Source organism: Streptomyces sp. CNZ287 (assembly GCF_007827615.1).
Genome location: NZ_VISV01000026.1, coordinates 20,767 through 37,346, shown reverse-complemented (window position 1 = coordinate 37,346; position 16,580 = coordinate 20,767). Strand labels below are relative to the sequence as shown.

At 69.5% G+C, this 16,580-nt stretch carries 19 protein-coding genes; 12 read left to right on the top strand and 7 right to left on the bottom strand.

What is annotated here, in order from left to right; genetic code table 11:
• The first annotated feature begins 362 nt into the window (after positions 1–362).
• The 3 genes from FB457_RS32315 to FB457_RS32310 are packed head-to-tail and all read left to right on the top strand — an operon-like array spanning position 363 to position 1,640.
• The gene (locus tag FB457_RS32315) at positions 363–1,172 is read left to right on the top strand and encodes a GntR family transcriptional regulator (RefSeq protein WP_145784163.1); all 810 of its coding nucleotides are present in this window, start codon (positions 363–365) and stop codon (positions 1,170–1,172) included.
• Entirely contained in the window at positions 1,165–1,341 is a 177-nt protein-coding gene (locus tag FB457_RS35535) for a hypothetical protein (protein ID WP_018836450.1), read from the top strand. The genes FB457_RS32315 and FB457_RS35535 overlap by 8 nt, the downstream gene beginning before the upstream one ends.
• The gene (locus FB457_RS32310) at positions 1,338–1,640 is read left to right on the top strand and encodes a hypothetical protein (protein WP_018836449.1); all 303 of its coding nucleotides are present in this window, start codon (positions 1,338–1,340) and stop codon (positions 1,638–1,640) included. Before FB457_RS35535 ends, FB457_RS32310 begins: the two co-directional genes overlap by 4 nt.
• A gap of 84 nt (positions 1,641–1,724) precedes the next feature.
• On the opposite strand, the gene FB457_RS32305 is transcribed toward FB457_RS32310, so the two are convergent.
• Entirely contained in the window at positions 1,725–2,654 is a 930-nt protein-coding gene (locus FB457_RS32305) for an FkbM family methyltransferase (protein ID WP_145784160.1), read from the bottom strand.
• Positions 2,655–2,767: 113 nt separating this feature from the next.
• On the opposite strand from FB457_RS32305, the gene FB457_RS32300 reads away from it, so the two are divergent.
• Positions 2,768–3,373, top strand: coding sequence for a hypothetical protein (locus FB457_RS32300; RefSeq protein ID WP_486589217.1), 606 nt, complete (start codon positions 2,768–2,770; stop codon positions 3,371–3,373).
• A 162-nt stretch (positions 3,374–3,535) separates the two neighbouring features.
• Positions 3,536–3,964 (top strand): hypothetical protein, encoded by a 429-nt coding sequence (locus FB457_RS32295; protein ID WP_145784158.1) that lies wholly within the window; start codon positions 3,536–3,538, stop codon positions 3,962–3,964.
• A 45-nt stretch (positions 3,965–4,009) separates the two neighbouring features.
• Here the strand turns inward: FB457_RS32295 and FB457_RS32290 are convergent, their stop codons facing one another.
• Positions 4,010–4,459 carry an HIT family protein gene (locus FB457_RS32290; protein WP_186462079.1) on the bottom strand — a complete coding sequence of 150 codons (450 nt, stop codon included), beginning with the start codon at positions 4,457–4,459 and terminating at the stop codon, positions 4,010–4,012.
• Between the two features lie 36 nt (positions 4,460–4,495).
• Here FB457_RS32290 and FB457_RS32285 point away from each other — a divergent pair, with 36 nt between their 5' ends.
• Both FB457_RS32285 and FB457_RS32280 read left to right on the top strand, forming a co-directional pair.
• Entirely contained in the window at positions 4,496–5,059 is a 564-nt protein-coding gene (locus FB457_RS32285; RefSeq protein WP_486589216.1) for a TIR domain-containing protein, read from the top strand.
• Positions 5,060–5,078: 19 nt separating this feature from the next.
• Positions 5,079–6,158, top strand: a complete 1,080-nt coding sequence (locus FB457_RS32280; protein ID WP_145784153.1) for a TIR domain-containing protein — start codon at positions 5,079–5,081, stop codon at positions 6,156–6,158.
• A gap of 495 nt (positions 6,159–6,653) precedes the next feature.
• On the opposite strand, the gene FB457_RS32275 is transcribed toward FB457_RS32280, so the two are convergent.
• Positions 6,654–7,664: an alcohol dehydrogenase catalytic domain-containing protein gene (locus tag FB457_RS32275; RefSeq protein ID WP_145784151.1), complete on the bottom strand. Its 1,011-nt coding sequence runs from the start codon at positions 7,662–7,664 to the stop codon at positions 6,654–6,656.
• A 62-nt stretch (positions 7,665–7,726) separates the two neighbouring features.
• Between FB457_RS32275 and FB457_RS32270 the strand changes: the two genes are divergently transcribed.
• A complete protein-coding gene (locus FB457_RS32270; protein WP_486589215.1) occupies positions 7,727–8,143 on the top strand; it encodes a VOC family protein in 417 nt (138 codons plus the stop codon).
• 6 nt (positions 8,144–8,149) lie between these two features.
• Here the strand turns inward: FB457_RS32270 and FB457_RS32265 are convergent, their stop codons facing one another.
• Positions 8,150–8,605 (bottom strand): GNAT family N-acetyltransferase, encoded by a 456-nt coding sequence (locus tag FB457_RS32265; RefSeq protein ID WP_145784149.1) that lies wholly within the window; start codon positions 8,603–8,605, stop codon positions 8,150–8,152.
• 24 nt (positions 8,606–8,629) lie between these two features.
• Complete coding sequence (locus FB457_RS32260) at positions 8,630–9,607, bottom strand: aminoglycoside phosphotransferase family protein (protein ID WP_145784147.1); 978 nt, start codon at positions 9,605–9,607, stop codon at positions 8,630–8,632.
• Between the two features lie 230 nt (positions 9,608–9,837).
• On the opposite strand from FB457_RS32260, the gene FB457_RS32255 reads away from it, so the two are divergent.
• Positions 9,838–10,095 (top strand): hypothetical protein, encoded by a 258-nt coding sequence (locus tag FB457_RS32255; RefSeq protein ID WP_047016690.1) that lies wholly within the window; start codon positions 9,838–9,840, stop codon positions 10,093–10,095.
• A gap of 381 nt (positions 10,096–10,476) precedes the next feature.
• Here the strand turns inward: FB457_RS32255 and FB457_RS32250 are convergent, their stop codons facing one another.
• Entirely contained in the window at positions 10,477–12,099 is a 1,623-nt protein-coding gene (locus tag FB457_RS32250; RefSeq protein ID WP_047016691.1) for a S1C family serine protease, read from the bottom strand.
• A gap of 196 nt (positions 12,100–12,295) precedes the next feature.
• On the opposite strand from FB457_RS32250, the gene FB457_RS32245 reads away from it, so the two are divergent.
• The 3 genes from FB457_RS32245 (at position 12,296) to FB457_RS32235 (ending at position 15,117) form a co-directional block, all read left to right on the top strand.
• On the top strand, positions 12,296–13,240 hold the full coding sequence (locus FB457_RS32245) for a glycerophosphodiester phosphodiesterase family protein (protein WP_145784145.1): 945 nt from the start codon (positions 12,296–12,298) through the stop codon (positions 13,238–13,240).
• 134 nt (positions 13,241–13,374) lie between these two features.
• Positions 13,375–13,962, top strand: a complete 588-nt coding sequence (locus tag FB457_RS32240; protein ID WP_047016693.1) for an ATP-binding protein — start codon at positions 13,375–13,377, stop codon at positions 13,960–13,962.
• A gap of 177 nt (positions 13,963–14,139) precedes the next feature.
• Entirely contained in the window at positions 14,140–15,117 is a 978-nt protein-coding gene (locus FB457_RS32235) for a DUF5926 family protein (RefSeq protein ID WP_047016694.1), read from the top strand.
• 351 nt (positions 15,118–15,468) lie between these two features.
• Here the strand turns inward: FB457_RS32235 and FB457_RS32230 are convergent, their stop codons facing one another.
• Positions 15,469–16,188 (bottom strand): bifunctional DNA primase/polymerase, encoded by a 720-nt coding sequence (locus tag FB457_RS32230; protein ID WP_047016695.1) that lies wholly within the window; start codon positions 16,186–16,188, stop codon positions 15,469–15,471.
• Positions 16,189–16,580: the final 392 nt, after the last annotated feature.

Below are 16,580 nucleotides of genomic sequence, written 5' to 3'. Positions count from 1 at the left end.
CAGGGGGGCGTTCCGGTCTCGGCATCCCGGTCCGCGTAGTCGCTCCCGGCCCTCGGTGGTGAAGGTCACGCGCGCGCACGCGCCGAACAGGCCGGACAGGACAGCACCCTCCTGTACGGCGAGGGGCGCCTACCCCTCCCTGTCGCCGCGCAGGAGTGGTCACCGCTTGACTTCGGATCGCAACTCCTTAAGATAACTTAAGGAGTTGCCATCGCTTCTCCTCCCCGGACGCTCATGAGGGAGGAACACGTCCTCATGCCCACTCGCGGACCACGCGCCGGTGCACGCACTCTCCGGCGCGGCAAGGGGCAGTCCCGTTTCACCCCCGTTGCCACACGAGCCGATTGGAGGTGATCACACGCATGGCGACCCAATATTGGGACGTCGCTGAGCAGTTGAGAACGCTGATCAGCCAGGGGAACTACCCGAACGGCACGCGGCTCCCTGCCGAGGACAAACTTGCAGCTCAGTACGGCGTCAGCCGCCCCACCCTCAGGCTCGCGCTCGAACAACTACAGAACGAAGGCTTGCTGGACAAGCGCCACGGCAGCGGCAATTTCGTGCGCTGGCCCCCCGACCGGCTGACCTACCCCGGCACGGCGCGCAGGACGGACGTGCACGACCTCAACACCCTCGTCAGTACGACGGAGACGAAGGCAGACGCGTCCGTTGCTGCTCTCCTTGAGATAGAGCAGGGCGACACGGTGATCGCGTACACCTACCTCGCCCGCCGGGGTACTCGCGTCCGGAGCCTGACCCACGCTCACGTGCCGGCGCGGCTGGCTGCGCTGATCTCGCCGAACCGCTCCATGCACCCCTGGGGGCACGACATCCGTCAGCAGTTGACGGAGTCAGGCGTACAACTGGCGTCCAACACAGAGCGGCTCTTTGCGCGACTACCCACGTCCGCCGAGGCCCGCACGCTGCAAATCAGTCCCAGGGGGACTGTGCTGGTGGTCGGACGGACCCTCATTGATGTCTCCGGCCGGGTGGTCGAAGCATCGGTGGTCGTCCTCCCGGGCCAGTGCGCGGAGGCGATTTTCACCACGCACTTCGCGCTCCGCAGCGAAGAGCGCGAATCCTCAGCACCGACAACCGAGCAGCATGCAGCAAGCCAGCTCGTCCACGGCCCGAACCCGGCAGAGAGGGACAAGGAGGCATCACGTGATTGATGACTGGAGGAACGACATCGCGGACGAGAACTGCGACGAATGCCTGACCCTGGACAAGCAATTGCGCGTCGCGCGACTCAACTACGACTGGAGCGGGGTCACGGACGTCCGGGTGCTGCGGAAACGGCACGTCGAGCGCGACCACGCGGAGGCGGGGGCGCAGCCGTGACCACACCGCAGCCTCGCCCCCGGTTGCTGCCCTGGACGAACGAGTCTGGCCGCCCCTGCTACGCAGAAGAGGGCGGATGGATCTCGAAGTACGCCGACCGCATGGAACGGCAGCAACTCGACACCGGAAACGACATCCTGCGCATGTCCCGCGACTTGGTCACGGACAAGGCCGAAAGCACCGAACTGCGATTCGTGGCACAGCGACTCACTGAGGCGCTAAGCGACGCCCTACGCATCGCCGAATCCCGGGGCGCCCGCTTGGGCGCGCGCGACGAGGACGAGGACGAGCCGACTTGAGTCCAGCCCACCCGGGCACGCAGTAGAACCCGGACGGTCCCCGACGCATCAACGCATCGGGGACCGTCCCGCTCTTCTCACCGCTCACATCAGGTCGTCAGCGTCGATCCTGGAGAAAATCAGGTCACTCTCACCGTCGACCTTCCCCCGAAGCCGCGTCGGCACGGCCGGCGGCTGCCGCAGCGCCCGCGGGTAGCTCGCCGGCGCGTAGTCGTTGGCCAGGCGGTAGGCGTGGAAACCGGCCCGCGTCAAGGTCTCCATCAGCTCGTCGACGGAGTCGCCCAGTTGCGCCATGCGCTCCGGAGTCACTTCGATCGTGATCTCCGCATCGGGCCGGAGCTGGTCCAACAACGGGGCCATACCCCGGGCAACCTTCCCCTCCGCACCTTCGACATCCACTTTGATGACCCGCGCCCGCGTGACCTCGGCCGACTCCAGCAGCTCCGGCAGCGGACGCGCCTCAGCCTCGAACGACGACTCAACCGGCCCGTCATACGGAACGATGCTGTTGGCCCCCGTGTTGATCGAACTCGCCAGGATGAACGTCAGGGTCTCCCGGCTATCCGACACCGCGGCATTGACCGCCCGCACGTTGCCCGAACTGTTGAGGCCCACATGGTGCCGGAGCCTGCCGTAGAACTCCGGAGACGCCTCGATGGCCACCACCTGGCCGGCATCCCCCACCAGCCGTGATGCGAGCATGCTGAAGTACCCAACGTGGGCACCAACGTCCACGAACGTGTCCCCAGGGCGGAGCCTCCCCTGCAGCCAGCTCGTCATGTTCGGCTCCCAGATCCCGAACAGGTACACGTACCGCTGGATGAGGTCCCGCGTGTCGACGGCGAACCGCGCCCCGAAGCGAGCCTCCGTGACCCGCTGCCTGGGGTGATCGCGGAGATAGGGGTTCAGGAAGCGCGCAGCCAGCGCCGCCTTCCCAACGGGCACCGGTGCATCGCGTACGTACCTCCGGCCGAGGGTGACCAGCGTCTCAGCGATCGTGCTCCTCATGCGCATGCCTCTCCGCCGGGGGTCACCCCGAACGATAACGCCGCCGCCGAGAAGCCCCAGGACTGGCTCAGGACGCCGTTCCCCAGCACCGACCCGTTCCCTAGAATCCTCAAGACGTCTTGACGAGTCTGGCCGGGGAGGGTGGAAACGACGTGGAGGTGGGTCAGCAACTCCTCACGATCTCCGCGGTGCTCGTCGGCGCTGCGATGACCTACGTGACCAACACCCTCGCGGAGCGCCGACGCCTCCGACACGAGTTACACACCCGGTGGGATGACAGGAAGCTCGACGCCTACGGCGACTACATCGACCAGGTCCGCGCCTGCGTCTTCCTCGCCTCTTCCCTCTACCAGCACCGGGAAGGCATGTACGAGGCCGAGCGGAGCGAACAGGACCTCACAACGGAGCTGGCTGAAGCCACTCGCCTACGCGGACGAGCTTTCGAGCGCATCATGCTCCTCGGCAGCGACCGAGTCGTAGAAGCCGGCCACGAGGTCAACGCCATAGCCCAGGAGATCGACTGGCAGGCCACCGGCCGCACCACGGGCACCCTCGCCGAGTGGCGCCAACGCCACCGCACAGTGTTCCAGCGCATCAACGCCTTCCACGACTGCGCCCGCGAAGACCTCGGCGTCTTCGGTCGCGTAACCAGCCAACAGCACCCTCCGCGAGATCTCCTGCTCCCACCGGCCCGAGGGGGGCAGGACGACAACCAAATCGCTTGAGCCCTCGTAGTTCGAGAGTGGGAGCTGCAACATCTGGGGCGTCACAGCCGTCACGGTGTCACTTGCCCCGGACTCACGGGGCCGTCCGCCTCCTACAGATCTAGTAACAGTCACCCACCACTGCCCACGGGCCGAGATGCACCTGAACAGAAATTGGACAAGATGACCTCACCCATTGAGCAGCCTTTACCTGAGCAGCGAGTAAAGCATCTGGAAATGATACAAGCTGTCATTGCAAGATTAGGCAATGGGTCCTTTCTGATAAAGGGCTGGACAATGACCCTTGCCGGACTTTTCTTGGGATTCGCAGCCAAAGAATCGAGCGGCAAAATAGCCGCAACCACTCTGCTCCCGGTCATCGGTTTCTGGCTTCTTGACGGGTACTATCTTCGCCAAGAGAGATTATTTAGGCATCTCTACGAGGACGCTCGACAATTGAATACGCGTGTCGAGATGTTCTCCATGAACGTGGCGCCGTATCGCCCGGCCTACAAATGGAAAGACGTAGTGCTCTCGCACACACTAGTAAACTTCTATGGAGTCCTATCGCTTGCAGACAGCACCGCCACCATTTGGCTAATCATCGACTAAAGGGGGCAGCTAGCACGCAATCCAGTCGATAGGCACAGCACATCGCTAATCTCGCAAAACCCGGGAGACACCGCCTCTAATCACTGCGGCAACCTCCCTTCTACGACTTGCCGACCATGGCCGAGGTGAGGGCCAAATCTCGCCCATTCCGTCATCCTCCCATCTTGGCACTAGATGCATATGAAGATGAGGCACGGACTGTGATGCGGCAACCCCAGAAGAGTTGATTAGGTTGAGTCCGCTAGGGGAAATGGAATCGCTGATTGCTTGAGAAAGTATTAGAACCGCTTCCATGAGTGGCGCCAGAGCTTCTCTAGGCAATTCCCAGAGGTTACACACGTGCACCCTCGGGATCACAAGCGTATGACCAGTAGTAGCCGGGGTCAAAGGAAGAAAGCCAACTGCGTCCACCGAGTCGAAAACCACATCGGCCACCTGAACGCAAGCGCTAATCCTGCAGAACTCACAGTTCTCATCTACACACTCCCGCACCATGAACCCCTTACACCTCAAACGTAACGTATTGCGATCATGTCGCGCACGCAATACCATCACCCGCCATACTGCGCGCCATCACGTGCACTTACGGAGGAGGACTTCGTGACCAGGAGATCATTCTACAGTTTCCACTACATTCCTGATAACTGGAGAGCAGGACAGGTCCGAAGCATGGGCGTAATCGAGGGTAACCGACCTGTATCAGATAACGACTGGGAGCAAATCAAGCGTGGCGGAGATTCAGCAATCAGGCGCTGGATCGATGACCAGATGCATGGCAAGTCATGCATTATTGTCCTAGCTGGAAGTGCAACAGCCGGTCGTAAATGGATTAACTACGAAATCGAGAAGGGTTGGAACGACGGAAAAGGTGTAGTGGGGATCCACATCCACAGCCTTCTAAATTCTCAAGGACAGCAGTCCACTAAAGGGGCAAACCCTTTTGCGAGTTTCACCTTGCGCGATGGTAGGCGCCTGTCATCAGTTGCGAAGTGTTACGATCCTCCGTATTCTACAAGCCAATCGGTCTACGGATACATAAAGGATAACCTTGCGGCATGGGTGGACGAAGCAGTAGAGATTCGACAGTCTTCATAGATCGAAAAACGGGGAGCCCGTGACCATCCAAACGTTCGATTTCGATATTGCACTCTCTTTCGCCGGAGAAGATCGAATATTTGTGCAGCGCATCGCCGCACTACTCCAGGACACTGGAGTCCGCATATTCTACGACGAGTACGCGGCTGCCGATCTGTGGGGGCGGGACTTATACGCTGCTCTAGATGACGTATACAGGAAGCGCGCACGATTTACGGTAGCCTTTATATCGCGCCATTACGTTAGTAAGCCCTGGACTCAACACGAGCGCATGAGCGCACAGGCCCGAGGTCTTACGGAGTCTGATCCATACTTTCTTCCGGTGAAGCTGGACGATAGCGAGCTACCTGGCTTGCGTCCTACGATCGGGTACGTGGATGCTCGCCAGACCACGCAAGAGGCGCTTGTTGAGTTAATCAAGAAGAAGCTCGCGGAGACCCCTGGAACGATCAAGTTGGAGGCACCTGTCCTCCGCGTTCCGCGCACGCCCGACCAGCAGCGAGAACTGCTCGCCCAACGGCCCGATGGATGGGAGTATTTGCTCTACGGCGGGGCACTTTGGCTGAGCAGAGGCGCTCTAGAAGAAAAGTGGCGAGACCACGAATTGGGATACGCGGACCGTACAGGTAAGCATTACCAGAACGATCAGGCAATCACTCTTCTTCAGAACTCACTAGAAGATCTGCGGGCCTATGCTTCGAATGTCATGAAGCTGCTCACCCCTGAGGTGCAACTGCGCGCTTTTTCTGCCCCAGGTGAGCCTGGAAACCCAGAACTCATCGAACATATTGCAAGACGTCTGGTGGGAATCTACGAGCAGATGATGTCCATAGCTTCCACGCTAAGAGGAAGCGGCGTCTCAGCAGAGATGCGGGAAGTCATGGAAGTTACCGCTCAGCTGACGGATCTACCTCTAAGGCAGATCCGAAACTTCATCGATCGACTGGTAGCAGAGTTCGATAATATTCCCGAACTCGCCGCTCGCAACGAACCCCTTCATATCGAGATGGACCTCATCCTGTCCATCGATGAAGAGGTACTGGAAGCTCAGGCGGAAGCAATGCGCAAAGCACAGCGGCAGCTCGGAATAAGCATATGAAGCCTAACGATGCACCTCCGAATGCCGTGCGTGCCTCTGTCGTGGCCGTTGCAGATCTCGTAAAGAAAGCGAAGGTGATCAATCCTCGGCCGTAGGCTGCGTCTTGCACCACGATTCGTTTGTGTGCCCTCCTCGATGATCAGGAGCCATCTCGCTGTGGTACTTGGACCGGAGAGCAGGCGATGGGGTCCGCACGCGCAGAACGGCCTGGTGAGCCATGTATGGGCCAGGGCGGCCTCACTGGCGCGGCTTAGCAGCGTTTGTGCAGGTTAACAGCTATGTGGGCGGTGCGGACGCGGCGGTCTTGAAAACCGGCGTGGCGTCCTGCGTCACCGTGGGTTCGAATCCCACACTCTCCGCCGAGCAGCCCCACCCCCACAGCCCAGATGCGGCACCGTCGTGGCGAGACCGGCCGCGTGACTTCGTCGGCTCCGCTGCCGTGCTCCCCGCAGGCGCGGGATGCCCTCCGCCTATGTCCCCGTCCGCTCCCCGGCCTCAGGCGAAGGTGATGACCGAGCGGTTGGGCGGGGTGGATCTGGCCATCGCTTCCAGGGCTGCGTTTGCGCCCTCCAGGCCGATCGGGGTGTAGTCCGGCACGATGCCGTGCGTCGCCGAGAACGCCAGTGTGTCGCGGGCGTCGTGCGGGGAGCCCGAGGGGTTCAGCATCACGTGGAGGCGGTTCAGGACCATCGGGCCCGGGGGGAGCTCCAGGGGCGTGTCGTCGTAGCCGCAGAGGACGAGGGTGCCGTCCGGGGCCAGGCCCTCCACCGCCGCGGTGGCCGCGGCGGTGGAGGGGGCCGCGTTCAGGATCACGTCGGCGCCGCCGTCCCAGGCCCGTAGCGCCTCGGCGGGATCCGTGTCGCGGGTGGTGATGTAGCGCTCCGCGCCCAGGTCGCGGGCCGCCGCCTCGCCGTGCGGCGAGCGGCCCAGCGCGGCGACGCGGGCGCCCATCGCGACCGCGTACCGGATCGCCAGCGCCCCCACACCGCCCGCGCCGATCACGGCGACCCGCGAACTCGCGGTGGTCCCCGCCTGCCGCAGGCTGTTGTGCGCCGTCAGCCCCGCGCACATCAGCGGCGCCGCCCCCACCGGGTCGAGCCCTTCGGGCAGCGGCGTGACGAAGTCGGCCTTGAGGACCGCGTACTCGGTGTAGCCGCCGTCCATGACGATGCCCGTGATCCGCTTCGCGGGGCAGAGGATCTGCTCGCCGCGTACGCAGTAGTCGCAGTGCCGGCACGAGTCCCCGAGGAACTGCGCACCCACCGCCGTCCCGACCGCCGGCCAGGAGACGCCGGGCCCGAGGGCCGCGACCTCGCCGGTGATCTCGTGCCCGGGGACCACCGGGAAGCGGGCGAGGGGCCAGTGGCCCTGGAGCAGGTCCAGGTCGGTGTGGCAGACGCCGCACGCGATGACCCTGACCAGCACCTCCCCCGGCCCGGGCTCGGGCACCTCGCGTTCGGTGAGGGTGAGCGGCGCGTCGGCCGCGGTGGCTACCGCCGTGAGCATGAGGGGCCTCGTTCCTTCGCCTTGTCGGGACGAATTTAGTCCGCTTTCCCTCTGTTTCGGCGATGACCGGCCGTCACCCCCGTCGTTCGCCGATCGCCGCGACGGCCGCCGGGTCGACCGTCGCCGCCAAGCGCCGCCCCGGCTACGCCACCTTCGCCATCGCCGAGCCCCCGCTCAGGCTCGTCCTCATCGAGGGCGAGCCCGGCGAGGACACCCGGCTCGACCACCTCGGCGTCGAGGTCGAGACCACCGAGCAGGTCACCGCCGCGACCTCCCGGCTGCGGGACGCGGGGCTGGCCGCGTTCGAGGAGAGCGGCACCTCCTGCCGCTACGCCCTCCAGGACAAGGTCTGGGTGCACGGGCCCGGGCGTGAGCCCTGGGAGGTGTACGTCGTGAAGGTCGACGCCGAACGGCTCGCCAAGGAGGAACGGCTCACCGGCGACGCCGGCCCCCGTGCCGGCTCCTGCTGCGGGAGCTGAGGCCGGCTACAGCGGCAGGTCCCGGCCGAACACCACCATCGGGCGCCCCGCCCCGTCGTAGTCCTCCTCCACCCGCGCCGCGAACCCCAGCCCGCGGTGGAACGCCTGCGATCCCGTGTTGGCCACCGACGTGATCGCCTTCAGCCGCTCCGCCCCCTGCCGCGCCGCCGCCGCCGCGAACGCCCCGTACAGCCGCCGCCCCAGCCCCGTGCCGCGGGCGTCGTCGCGGGTGGCGATCAGGTGGACGTATCCCGTACGGGACGGGGTGACGAAGCCGAAGACGTAGCCGCGGATGCCGTCGCCGGCGCGGGCGACCAGGCAGGTGTCGCCGAACTCCTGCACCATCGCCAGCAGATGCAGCGCGCGCAGGTCGCGCTCGCCCCAGTAGCGGGGGTGGTCGGCGAGCACGCGGTGGAAGTCCGCCACGCCCGCCGGCCCGATGTGCGTCGCTTCAGCGGTCATACGTCTCGCTCCTCGCGGCCGCGGTCACGGCACCGTGTCCGCCAGGGCCTCGGTGATCTGGCGGGTCGTGTTGCGGGCGACGAGCGGGTTCGTCGCCGCGTACGCGGTGTAGGCGCTGAGCGCCGTCGTCAGCGCCCAGCCCCGCCCTCGCGCCCACGCCGCGTCGTCCGCGCCCAGCGCCGCGCGGAACACCGCGCGCGGTCCGGCGTCCAGCAGGGTCCAGGCGATGACCAGGTCGCAGGCCGGGTCGCCGACGCCCAGGCCGCCGAAGTCGAGGACGGCACTCAACTGTCCGCCGCGGGTGAGGAGGTTGCCGTTGTGCATGTCGCCGTGGAACCAGACCGGCGGCCCGTCCCGTTCCCCCGCCTCGACGGCCGCCTCCCACACCGCCGTCAGCGCGCGGGCGTCGAACGCCCCGGCCGCGTCCACCGCCGCGATCGCCGCCCGCGTCGTACGGTCGCGGTCCCGCAGCGGCACCGCGGGGGAGAGCAGCCCGGACGACCCGCCGGAAGGCAGCGCGAGGCCCTGCAACGCGCGCAGGAACGCCGCCACGTCCGCCGCCGCCTCCACCGGATCCGCGAGTCCTCCGGGGGTCGCCGTCCGGCCGTCGAGCCAGCGGGACACCGACCAGTGCCACGGGTAGCCGAACGCCGGCTCGCCGACCTCCAGCGGCGCGGGCACGGCCAGCGGGAGGTGCGGGGCGAGGCGGGGCAGCCAGAGGAGTTCCTTCTCGGCCTGGCCCGCGGCCCAGTCGCCGCGCGGGAGGCGTACGGACATGGCGTCGCCGAGCCGGAAGATCACGTGGTCCGAGCCGCCGGGGTGCAGGGGGCGGAGCGGCAGATGGGCCCAGCGCGGGAACTGCGCCGTCAGCAGGCGCCTGGCCAGCGCCTCATCGACGGCGGGGGTGACGTCCGGGGTGGCGGCGTCGGGGGTGACGGCGTCGGGGGTGACGGCGGGGCTGTCCGCGGCTGCGGTGGCGCCTGCGGTGGTCTCGGACGGCACACGACTCTCCTCCCGGCCTGCGGTCCGCCTCATCCCATCCCCCGGACGCCCGCGCTGTCGAACGGTTTTCCGCCGCGGCCCGCCGCGCGACACGCGCCCACCGCCCGCCGCCCGCGGGCCGTCGGTGATGCCGTCCGCGGGCGGCCGGGCGCGGCGCACGGGTGCGGTGGCGGGAGGGGATCCGGTGAAGACGCGTGACTCGAAAATCGAACACGTGTCAGAATACCTGCGTGACCCACACCTTCCCCGAAGACCTCGTCCAGACCCAGCGCGACTGGTACGCGGTGTACCGCAGGCTCGCGGAAGAGCCCCGGCACAGCGCCAGCGAAACGGCGGTCCTGCGGCGGCGATTGCTGCGGCTGTCGGTGCGGGTGTCCACGCATCCGTACTGGCAGACGACGGGCGGCCGGCTGCCGGCGGCCCGGATGGCGCTGAAGGAGGCCGCGTGGGCCGAGGTGCGCGCCGAGACCGCCGCCCGCAAGGGCTGATTGGCGGTCCGGCGGCCGGCCGGGGCCGGCGGGGCGGCAGGATCCGGTGAGCAGCCGGGTCCGGCCGGCGGCCGGGCCGGTGCGGGGAGGTTCCGGCCGGGGCAGTGACGGGCCCCGGGCCGAGCCGGTCCGGGCCGGGTGAGGGGCGGGGCCGACGAGGGACGGCCCCGAACACCCGGCCCGGACCTCCCGCCCCGCGGGCTCTGTGCATCGCGCGGGCGCCCGGCTCCGCCCGTGACCGCCACCGGCCTTGCCCGGCCGGCCGCGCGCGACCCGGGATGCCGACGCCCCTTACCGCCAAAGCCCTCAGCCCCCGGCACACACACCGGCGGCCGGGCACCCGCGTGGGGTGACCGGCCGCCGGGGCGCCGGCGCTGTGCGTCAGTCGTCGCCTTCGCGTTCGCCGAGGGTGAGCTGCGTCGTCTTCTGGTCGCCGCCGCGTTCGTAGGTGATCTCCACCTTGTCGCCCGGCTCGTGCGCCCACAGTTGGGCGATCAGCGTCGGGCCGCTGTCGACGATCGTGTCGTCCAGCTTCGTGATCACGTCGCCCGGCTGCAGCCCCGCGTCGGCCGCGGGCCCGCCCGGCGTCACCGGGTCGCCCGTCGAGTCGCTGCCCGACTCGCTGACCTTCGCGCCCTTGCCCTGGTACGAGTTGTCGACGGAGACGCCGATGATCGCGTACACCGGCTCGCCGGTCTCGATGAGGTTCTGCGCGACGCGGTCCGCCTGGTTGATGGGGATCGCGAAGCCCAGGCCGATGCTGCCGCCCTGGCCGCCGCCGAACGGGCTGCCGCTGTCCGCCGGGCGGATCGCGGAGTTGATGCCGATGACGTTCCCGTCGTGGTCCAGCAGCGGGCCGCCGGAGTTGCCGGGGTTGATCGAGGCGTCGGTCTGCAGGGCGTTCATGTACGACTCCTGCTGGCCGCTCGCGTCGCCGGAGGCCACCGGGCGGTTCTTGGCGCTCACGATGCCGGTGGTGACCGTGCCCGATAGGCCGAACGGCGAGCCGATGGCGATGGTCTGGTCGCCGACGTCGACCTTGTCGGAGTCGCCGAGCGGCAGCGGCGTCAGCTTGGCGTCGGAGGCGTCGGTGAGCTTGATGACCGCGACGTCGTAGCCGCTGGCCTGGCCGACGACCTCGGCGTCGTACGTCTTGCCGTTGGAGAACGTCGCCGTCAGCGACCCGCTGCCCTCGGCGCCCGCCACGACGTGGTTGTTGGTGAGGATGTGGCCCTGCTTGTCGTAGACGAAGCCGGTGCCGGTGGCCGCGCCCTCCTCGCCGGAGGCGCCGTCACCGCCGCCGCCGCTCGCCTCGATGGTCACGACGCTGGGCAGCGCGTTGCCGGCGATGCCGGCGACGGAGCCGGGCGGGTTCTCGATCTTCTGGCCGTCCTGCGTGCCGGAGACGGTCGTGGACGTACTGCCGGAGTCGTCGCCCTCGGCCGCCCAGTACCCGATGCCGCCGCCGATGCCGCCGCCGAGCAGCGCGGCGACGAGAGTGGCCGTGACCACCGTGCCCACGCGCCGGCCGCCGTTGCCCGAGGGCCTGGGGGCGGCGTCCCAGCCGGTGCCGCCGGGCGGCGGGGCGCTGCCCCAGCCGGGCTGGGTGGGGGGCGGGGAGCCCGCCGGGCCGGGGCCCGCCGGGGAGGCGTCCGCCGAGAGCGGGGGCGGGGGCCACTGCGGGCCGGCGCCGCCGGGGGGACCGGCGGCGCCGCTGGACCCGGCCTGACCTCCGGCGGGACCGGTGTGGCCGCCGGAGCCCGTGCCGCCCGCGGCGCCGACCGCGGCGAACTGCTCCGTACGCGCCCCACCGTGCCCCCCGGCACCCGGGCCACCCGGAGGGCCGGCAGCGTCCGAACCACCCGGCCTCTCCGGTCCCGTCGGCCAGGCGCCGCCGGCTCCGCCGCTCGCGCGCTCAGGAGACTCGACCGGAGACCTCGCTCCCGCGTCCGGCGGCGGGAAGTCCGGCCGCCGGGGCGTCGCGCCGTCGTTCTCGGTGCTCACAGCTCTCTCCTTCACGTTTCACGCCAGGTGCCAGTTGCGCCTACCCGCCCAACCAGGGTCCCGCACCGCTTGTCAGCGGACGGTAAACCGCACCTAGTCTTTGGCTGACATCCTTTACTTCGGACATTCCCGGCGCATCCCCTGGGAGGCTGACGAGGGCCGGGCCACCCGGCGCGCCGGGTGGCACGATGAGCCGGTGAGCCAAGCACCAGCGGATCGGCCGTCCGGGCGTACGGGGCCGGGTCGGCCCGCCGTCGTCGCGCACCGGGGCGCGTCCGAGGACGCGCCGGAGCACACGCTCGCCGCGTACCGCAGGGCCATCGAGGAAGGCGCCGACGCCCTGGAGTGCGACGTGCGGCTCACCGCCGACGGCCATCTGGTCTGTGTCCACGACAGGCGCGTCAACCGTACCTCCGACGGCCGCGGCGCCGTCTCCGCACTGGAGCTCGCCGACCTCGCCGCCCTCGACTTCGGCTCCTGGAAGGCCCGCGAGGCCCGCCGCGACGAGACCGGCCGGCGCCAGCGCGAGACACCGGAGGAGCCCGACTGGGAACGTACCTCGGTACTCACCCTGGAACGCCTGCTGGAGCTGGTGACCGACGCCGGCCGCCCGGTGGAGCTGGCCATCGAGACCAAGCACCCCACCCGCTGGGCCGGCCAGGTGGAAGAGAAACTGGTCGAGCTGCTGCGCCGCTTCGGCCTCGCGGGTCCGGCGGCCCCGCCGGCCGGGGGCGCCGCACCCCCCACCGCGCCCGGCCCCCGCGAGACCGGCGGCGAGCCCTCCCTCGTCCGGGTGATGAGCTTCTCCGCACGCTCCCTGCACCGCGTCCACGCCGCCGCGCCCGCCGTCCCCACCGTCTTCCTCATGCGGTTCCTCCTCCCCCGCTTCCGCGACGGCCGGCTGCCCCGCGGCGTCGGCATCGCGGGCCCGAGCGTGCGCATCGTCCGCGGCAACCCCGGCTACGTCGCCCGCCTCCACCGCGCCGGCCACCGCGTCCACGTGTGGACCGTCGACGAACCCGAGGACGTCGCCATGTGCGCCCGCCTGGGCGTCGAGGCCGTCATCACCAACCGCCCCCGCCACGTCCGCGCACAACTGGACCGCCTCGGCTACGACACACCGCCGACGGGCGATGCGTGACTACGCGTAGTACAGCGGCGCGCGCACTGCGTTCGGTTACGTAACGAGTCCGTCAACGGTCGCCGGTTGGCCGGTTTCCGATCCACCCCGCGGGGGCATTGACTCCCTGTTGCGGGGCGAGGAGATCGCTGGGGGTGGTGATGTTCGTGGTGGCACAGCAGGCGCCGGCTTCGTCCATGGCCGTTCCCCACGGCCCTGACGGGGTGGGGCTCGCCCGCCGCCGGCTGCGCGCGGACCTGCGCGCCCGGGGCACCGCGGAGGCGACCGTGGACGACGCCGTGCTCGTCCTCTCCGAACTGCTCAGCAATGCGTACAGGCACGCCAGACCGCTGGCCACGGAGGCGGCGACCGCGGACGCGGAAGTGCTCGTGCGCGGCCGGGCGGACCCCCGCCCCGCCGGCGGCCCCGGGCAGGAACCGGCACCCGGCGCGGACGCAGCGCCCGCCGCCCAGGCCGCGGAGGAGGCGCCCGCCGCCCCCGGCCCCGGTACCGCGGACACGCGCGTACGGGCCGACTGGCACATCGATCCGGACGGCCGCGTCACCGTCGCCGTCACGGACGGTGGCGGACCCACCCGACCACTTCCCGCCACACCCTCGGTCACCGCCAAGGGCGGCCGCGGGCTGGCCATCATCACCTCCCTCGCCTGCGACTGGGGCGTGCGCTACGACGCGGGCCCCCTCGGCGAGGTCACGGTCTGGGCCTCCCTGCCCGGCCGCTGAACCGGACGCAGACCCCGCGCCGGAACCGCGCCCGAGCCCCGCCGCCCCCGAGCCGGACTCGCGCCGATCCCGCGCCCGCCGCGGCCGTCCCCGGGCGGTGCGCCCGGCGGCCCCGCGCTGGGACTAGGCTCCGGCGGTACGTGACACCGTCCGCGCCCCGAACGGAGCATTCCAGCCATGGCGAAGAAGCGCCGCCCCCGTACGAAGGCATCCCAGCCCGCCGCCGTGCCCGACGGCGACATCCCCGTCGTCGGCGCCCGCGAGCCCTGCCCGTGCGGCTCGGGCCGGCGGTACAAGGCATGCCACGGCCGCGCCGCCGCGCAGGCCGTCACCGAGCTGGTCCGCCGGCCCTTCGAGGGACTGCCCGGCGAATGCGACTGGGTGGCGCTGCGCGAACTCGTCCCCGCCGGCACCGCGGAACTCACCCTCGCCGCCGGCCTCCCCGACGACGTGCCGTCGCTCACCCTCGCCACCGTGCTGCCCATGGCCTGGCCGGCGCTCCGCCGCGACGACGGCACGGTGCTCCTCGGGCTGCAGAACGACACCGCCTCCGGCGACATCAGCCGCGACCTCGCCGACGTCCTCACCCGCGCGCTGACCGCCACCCCCGGCTCCCCCGTCGAACCCGCCGCCCCCACCGGCACCGGCGAAGGCCCGCGCCTCCAGGACCTCCTCGACACGTCCGCGGCGCTGAGGCCCGTGGTGCACGACGGGTTCGCGTTCTGGCTGGACGACGCCGAGTCGGCGTCCGGCGAGGTCGCCGCCTCCCTGGAACGGGCCAACGCCGCCGCCATCCCCACCGCCCGCCTCGGCGGCGTCGAGGCCGCGTACTGGTGCGAGGCGCCGGAGAAGAACCACCTGCGCTGGGTCATGCCCCACCCCGAGGAGAAGCTCCTCGACGCCCTCGCCCGGCTGCACGCCGCCGGCCACTCCCAGCTCGCGGAGGACACCCGGCTCGTCGGCTCGTTCCGCGCACACGGGCTCGTGGTGCCGGTGTGGGACCTGCCGTCGTCGATGACCGCGGAGGACTGCGAGAAGCCCGCCGCGGAGTTCGGGGAGCGGCTGGCGGAGGCGCTGGCCGTCACCGAGCCGCTGACGGGGACGGAACGCAAGGCCCGCGGCGGGCTCGCCAACCGCCAGGTGACGCTGAGCTGATCAACACCATACCGTGCGGTATGACGGGTCCATCATTTGACGGGAATTACGACGTTCGAATTTGCGAAACGCCAAAGTGTTGTTACCGTCGCTTGTAGCCCGGTCGCTGGTGCATCCCCCGTCGCCAGCGGCCGGGTCTTTACATGCGCGGACACGGGACGGCGCGGGGACTTTACCCGCCGCACCGCGCACACCCGAAGGCGGGGGACAGAGCGCCATTTCGGCGGCGCGGGGCAGACAGGACGGACGCGGGACGGACGGGCCGTGCGTACGGGCCGCCTCGCGGCATCCCTGCCCGTACGCACCGCTCCACCTCTCGTACGCCCCGCCGGGCCCGGCGGGGCGCGCTCTTCAGCCGACGAACCTGCTGCCGCCGCCCGGAGCCGCCGCCACCGCCGCCACCAGCACGTCGACCACCGACGCCACCGGCGGCAGCCACGGCGCACCGCCGTCAGGCCCCGGCCGCGGCGCCCGCTCCCAGCGGACACGGCCCGCGCCCGTCTGCGACGGCGGCAGCGCCAGATAGCCGCCCTCGCCGTGGAAGGCCAGCGATGCCGGCACCCAGCCGTGCTCGCCGAGCAGCTCGCCCAGTTCCTCGTAGCCAAAACCGGCCACCAGCAGCGCCCAGCGCTCCGGCGTGGCCACCACCGGGCCCGTACGCACACCGAGCCGGTCCAGCCGCGCCAGCGCGCGCGCCGCGGTCACCGCGGGCAGGCTCACCGCGCTCGGCGCGCGGCCGCCGGTGGCGAGCAGCACCGGCGCGTCCGGCTGCCGCTCCCACCACCAGCGCACCATGCGCGGATCCGTCGTCGCGGCGAGCACGCCGGGGTCGTAGGGATGCGCGCCGGGTGCGGCGCACTCCGCGTAGGGGCACGCGCAGCCGCGGTCCCGCGGCTGCGCGGTCGTCTCCTGTGTCCTGCTCTGCGTCCGGTCCCTGCGGCTGCGCCGCTGCGGTTCCAGGCCCGCTCCGGGTACGACGGGCCACTGCCACTGCGAAGCGAACGTCAGCGCCGCGTCCGGCAGCGCCCGCTGCCCGTTACGCCTGCGCCGCTTTCCGGGATATTCGCGCATAAGCGCTCATCCTTCCGTGGCACCAGGGTCTGCTGGCCGATTCACCTTGCGAGGGTCATACAGTCACTGCGGTCTCGGTGCGGTGTCTGTGCTGCATCGGTGCGCTGATTCGGTGCGTCGGTGCGGTCGGTCGTGCGATGGCGCGCCACGCGTTGGCCGGGCCCGGGTTCTGTCCTCTAGGACGCGCTGCCGCCCGGGCGGGTTCCTGCCGTTGCCGGCTTGTGTGGGGACCTCCGTGTCGAAATCCAGTCGACCGCAGTTGAACAGAGCACCCATCGATTTTCAGCCAATCACAGATGCCCCGCGGACACCACCATGCCGGGGCCGACAACACTGGACATCGCATCACCAGTCCGTGTAAATGTGGATCTATTGCGAGTGGTACAGCATGA

Coding starts and splice junctions, on each gene's coding strand:
- FB457_RS32235 (WP_047016694.1), top strand. CDS start 14,140: ATGGCGAAGAAGCGCCGCCCCCGTACGAAGGCATCCCAGCCCGCCGCC.
- FB457_RS32295 (WP_145784158.1), top strand. CDS start 3,536: ATGACCTCACCCATTGAGCAGCCTTTACCTGAGCAGCGAGTAAAGCAT.
- FB457_RS32265 (WP_145784149.1), bottom strand. CDS start 8,605: ATGACCGCTGAAGCGACGCACATCGGGCCGGCGGGCGTGGCGGACTTC.
- FB457_RS32275 (WP_145784151.1), bottom strand. CDS start 7,664: ATGCTCACGGCGGTAGCCACCGCGGCCGACGCGCCGCTCACCCTCACC.
- FB457_RS32230 (WP_047016695.1), bottom strand. CDS start 16,188: ATGCGCGAATATCCCGGAAAGCGGCGCAGGCGTAACGGGCAGCGGGCG.
- FB457_RS32285 (WP_486589216.1), top strand. CDS start 4,496: ATGTCGCGCACGCAATACCATCACCCGCCATACTGCGCGCCATCACGT.
- FB457_RS32315 (WP_145784163.1), top strand. CDS start 363: ATGGCGACCCAATATTGGGACGTCGCTGAGCAGTTGAGAACGCTGATC.
- FB457_RS32270 (WP_486589215.1), top strand. CDS start 7,727: ATGACCGGCCGTCACCCCCGTCGTTCGCCGATCGCCGCGACGGCCGCC.
- FB457_RS32290 (WP_186462079.1), bottom strand. CDS start 4,459: ATGGTGCGGGAGTGTGTAGATGAGAACTGTGAGTTCTGCAGGATTAGC.
- FB457_RS32305 (WP_145784160.1), bottom strand. CDS start 2,654: ATGCGCATGAGGAGCACGATCGCTGAGACGCTGGTCACCCTCGGCCGG.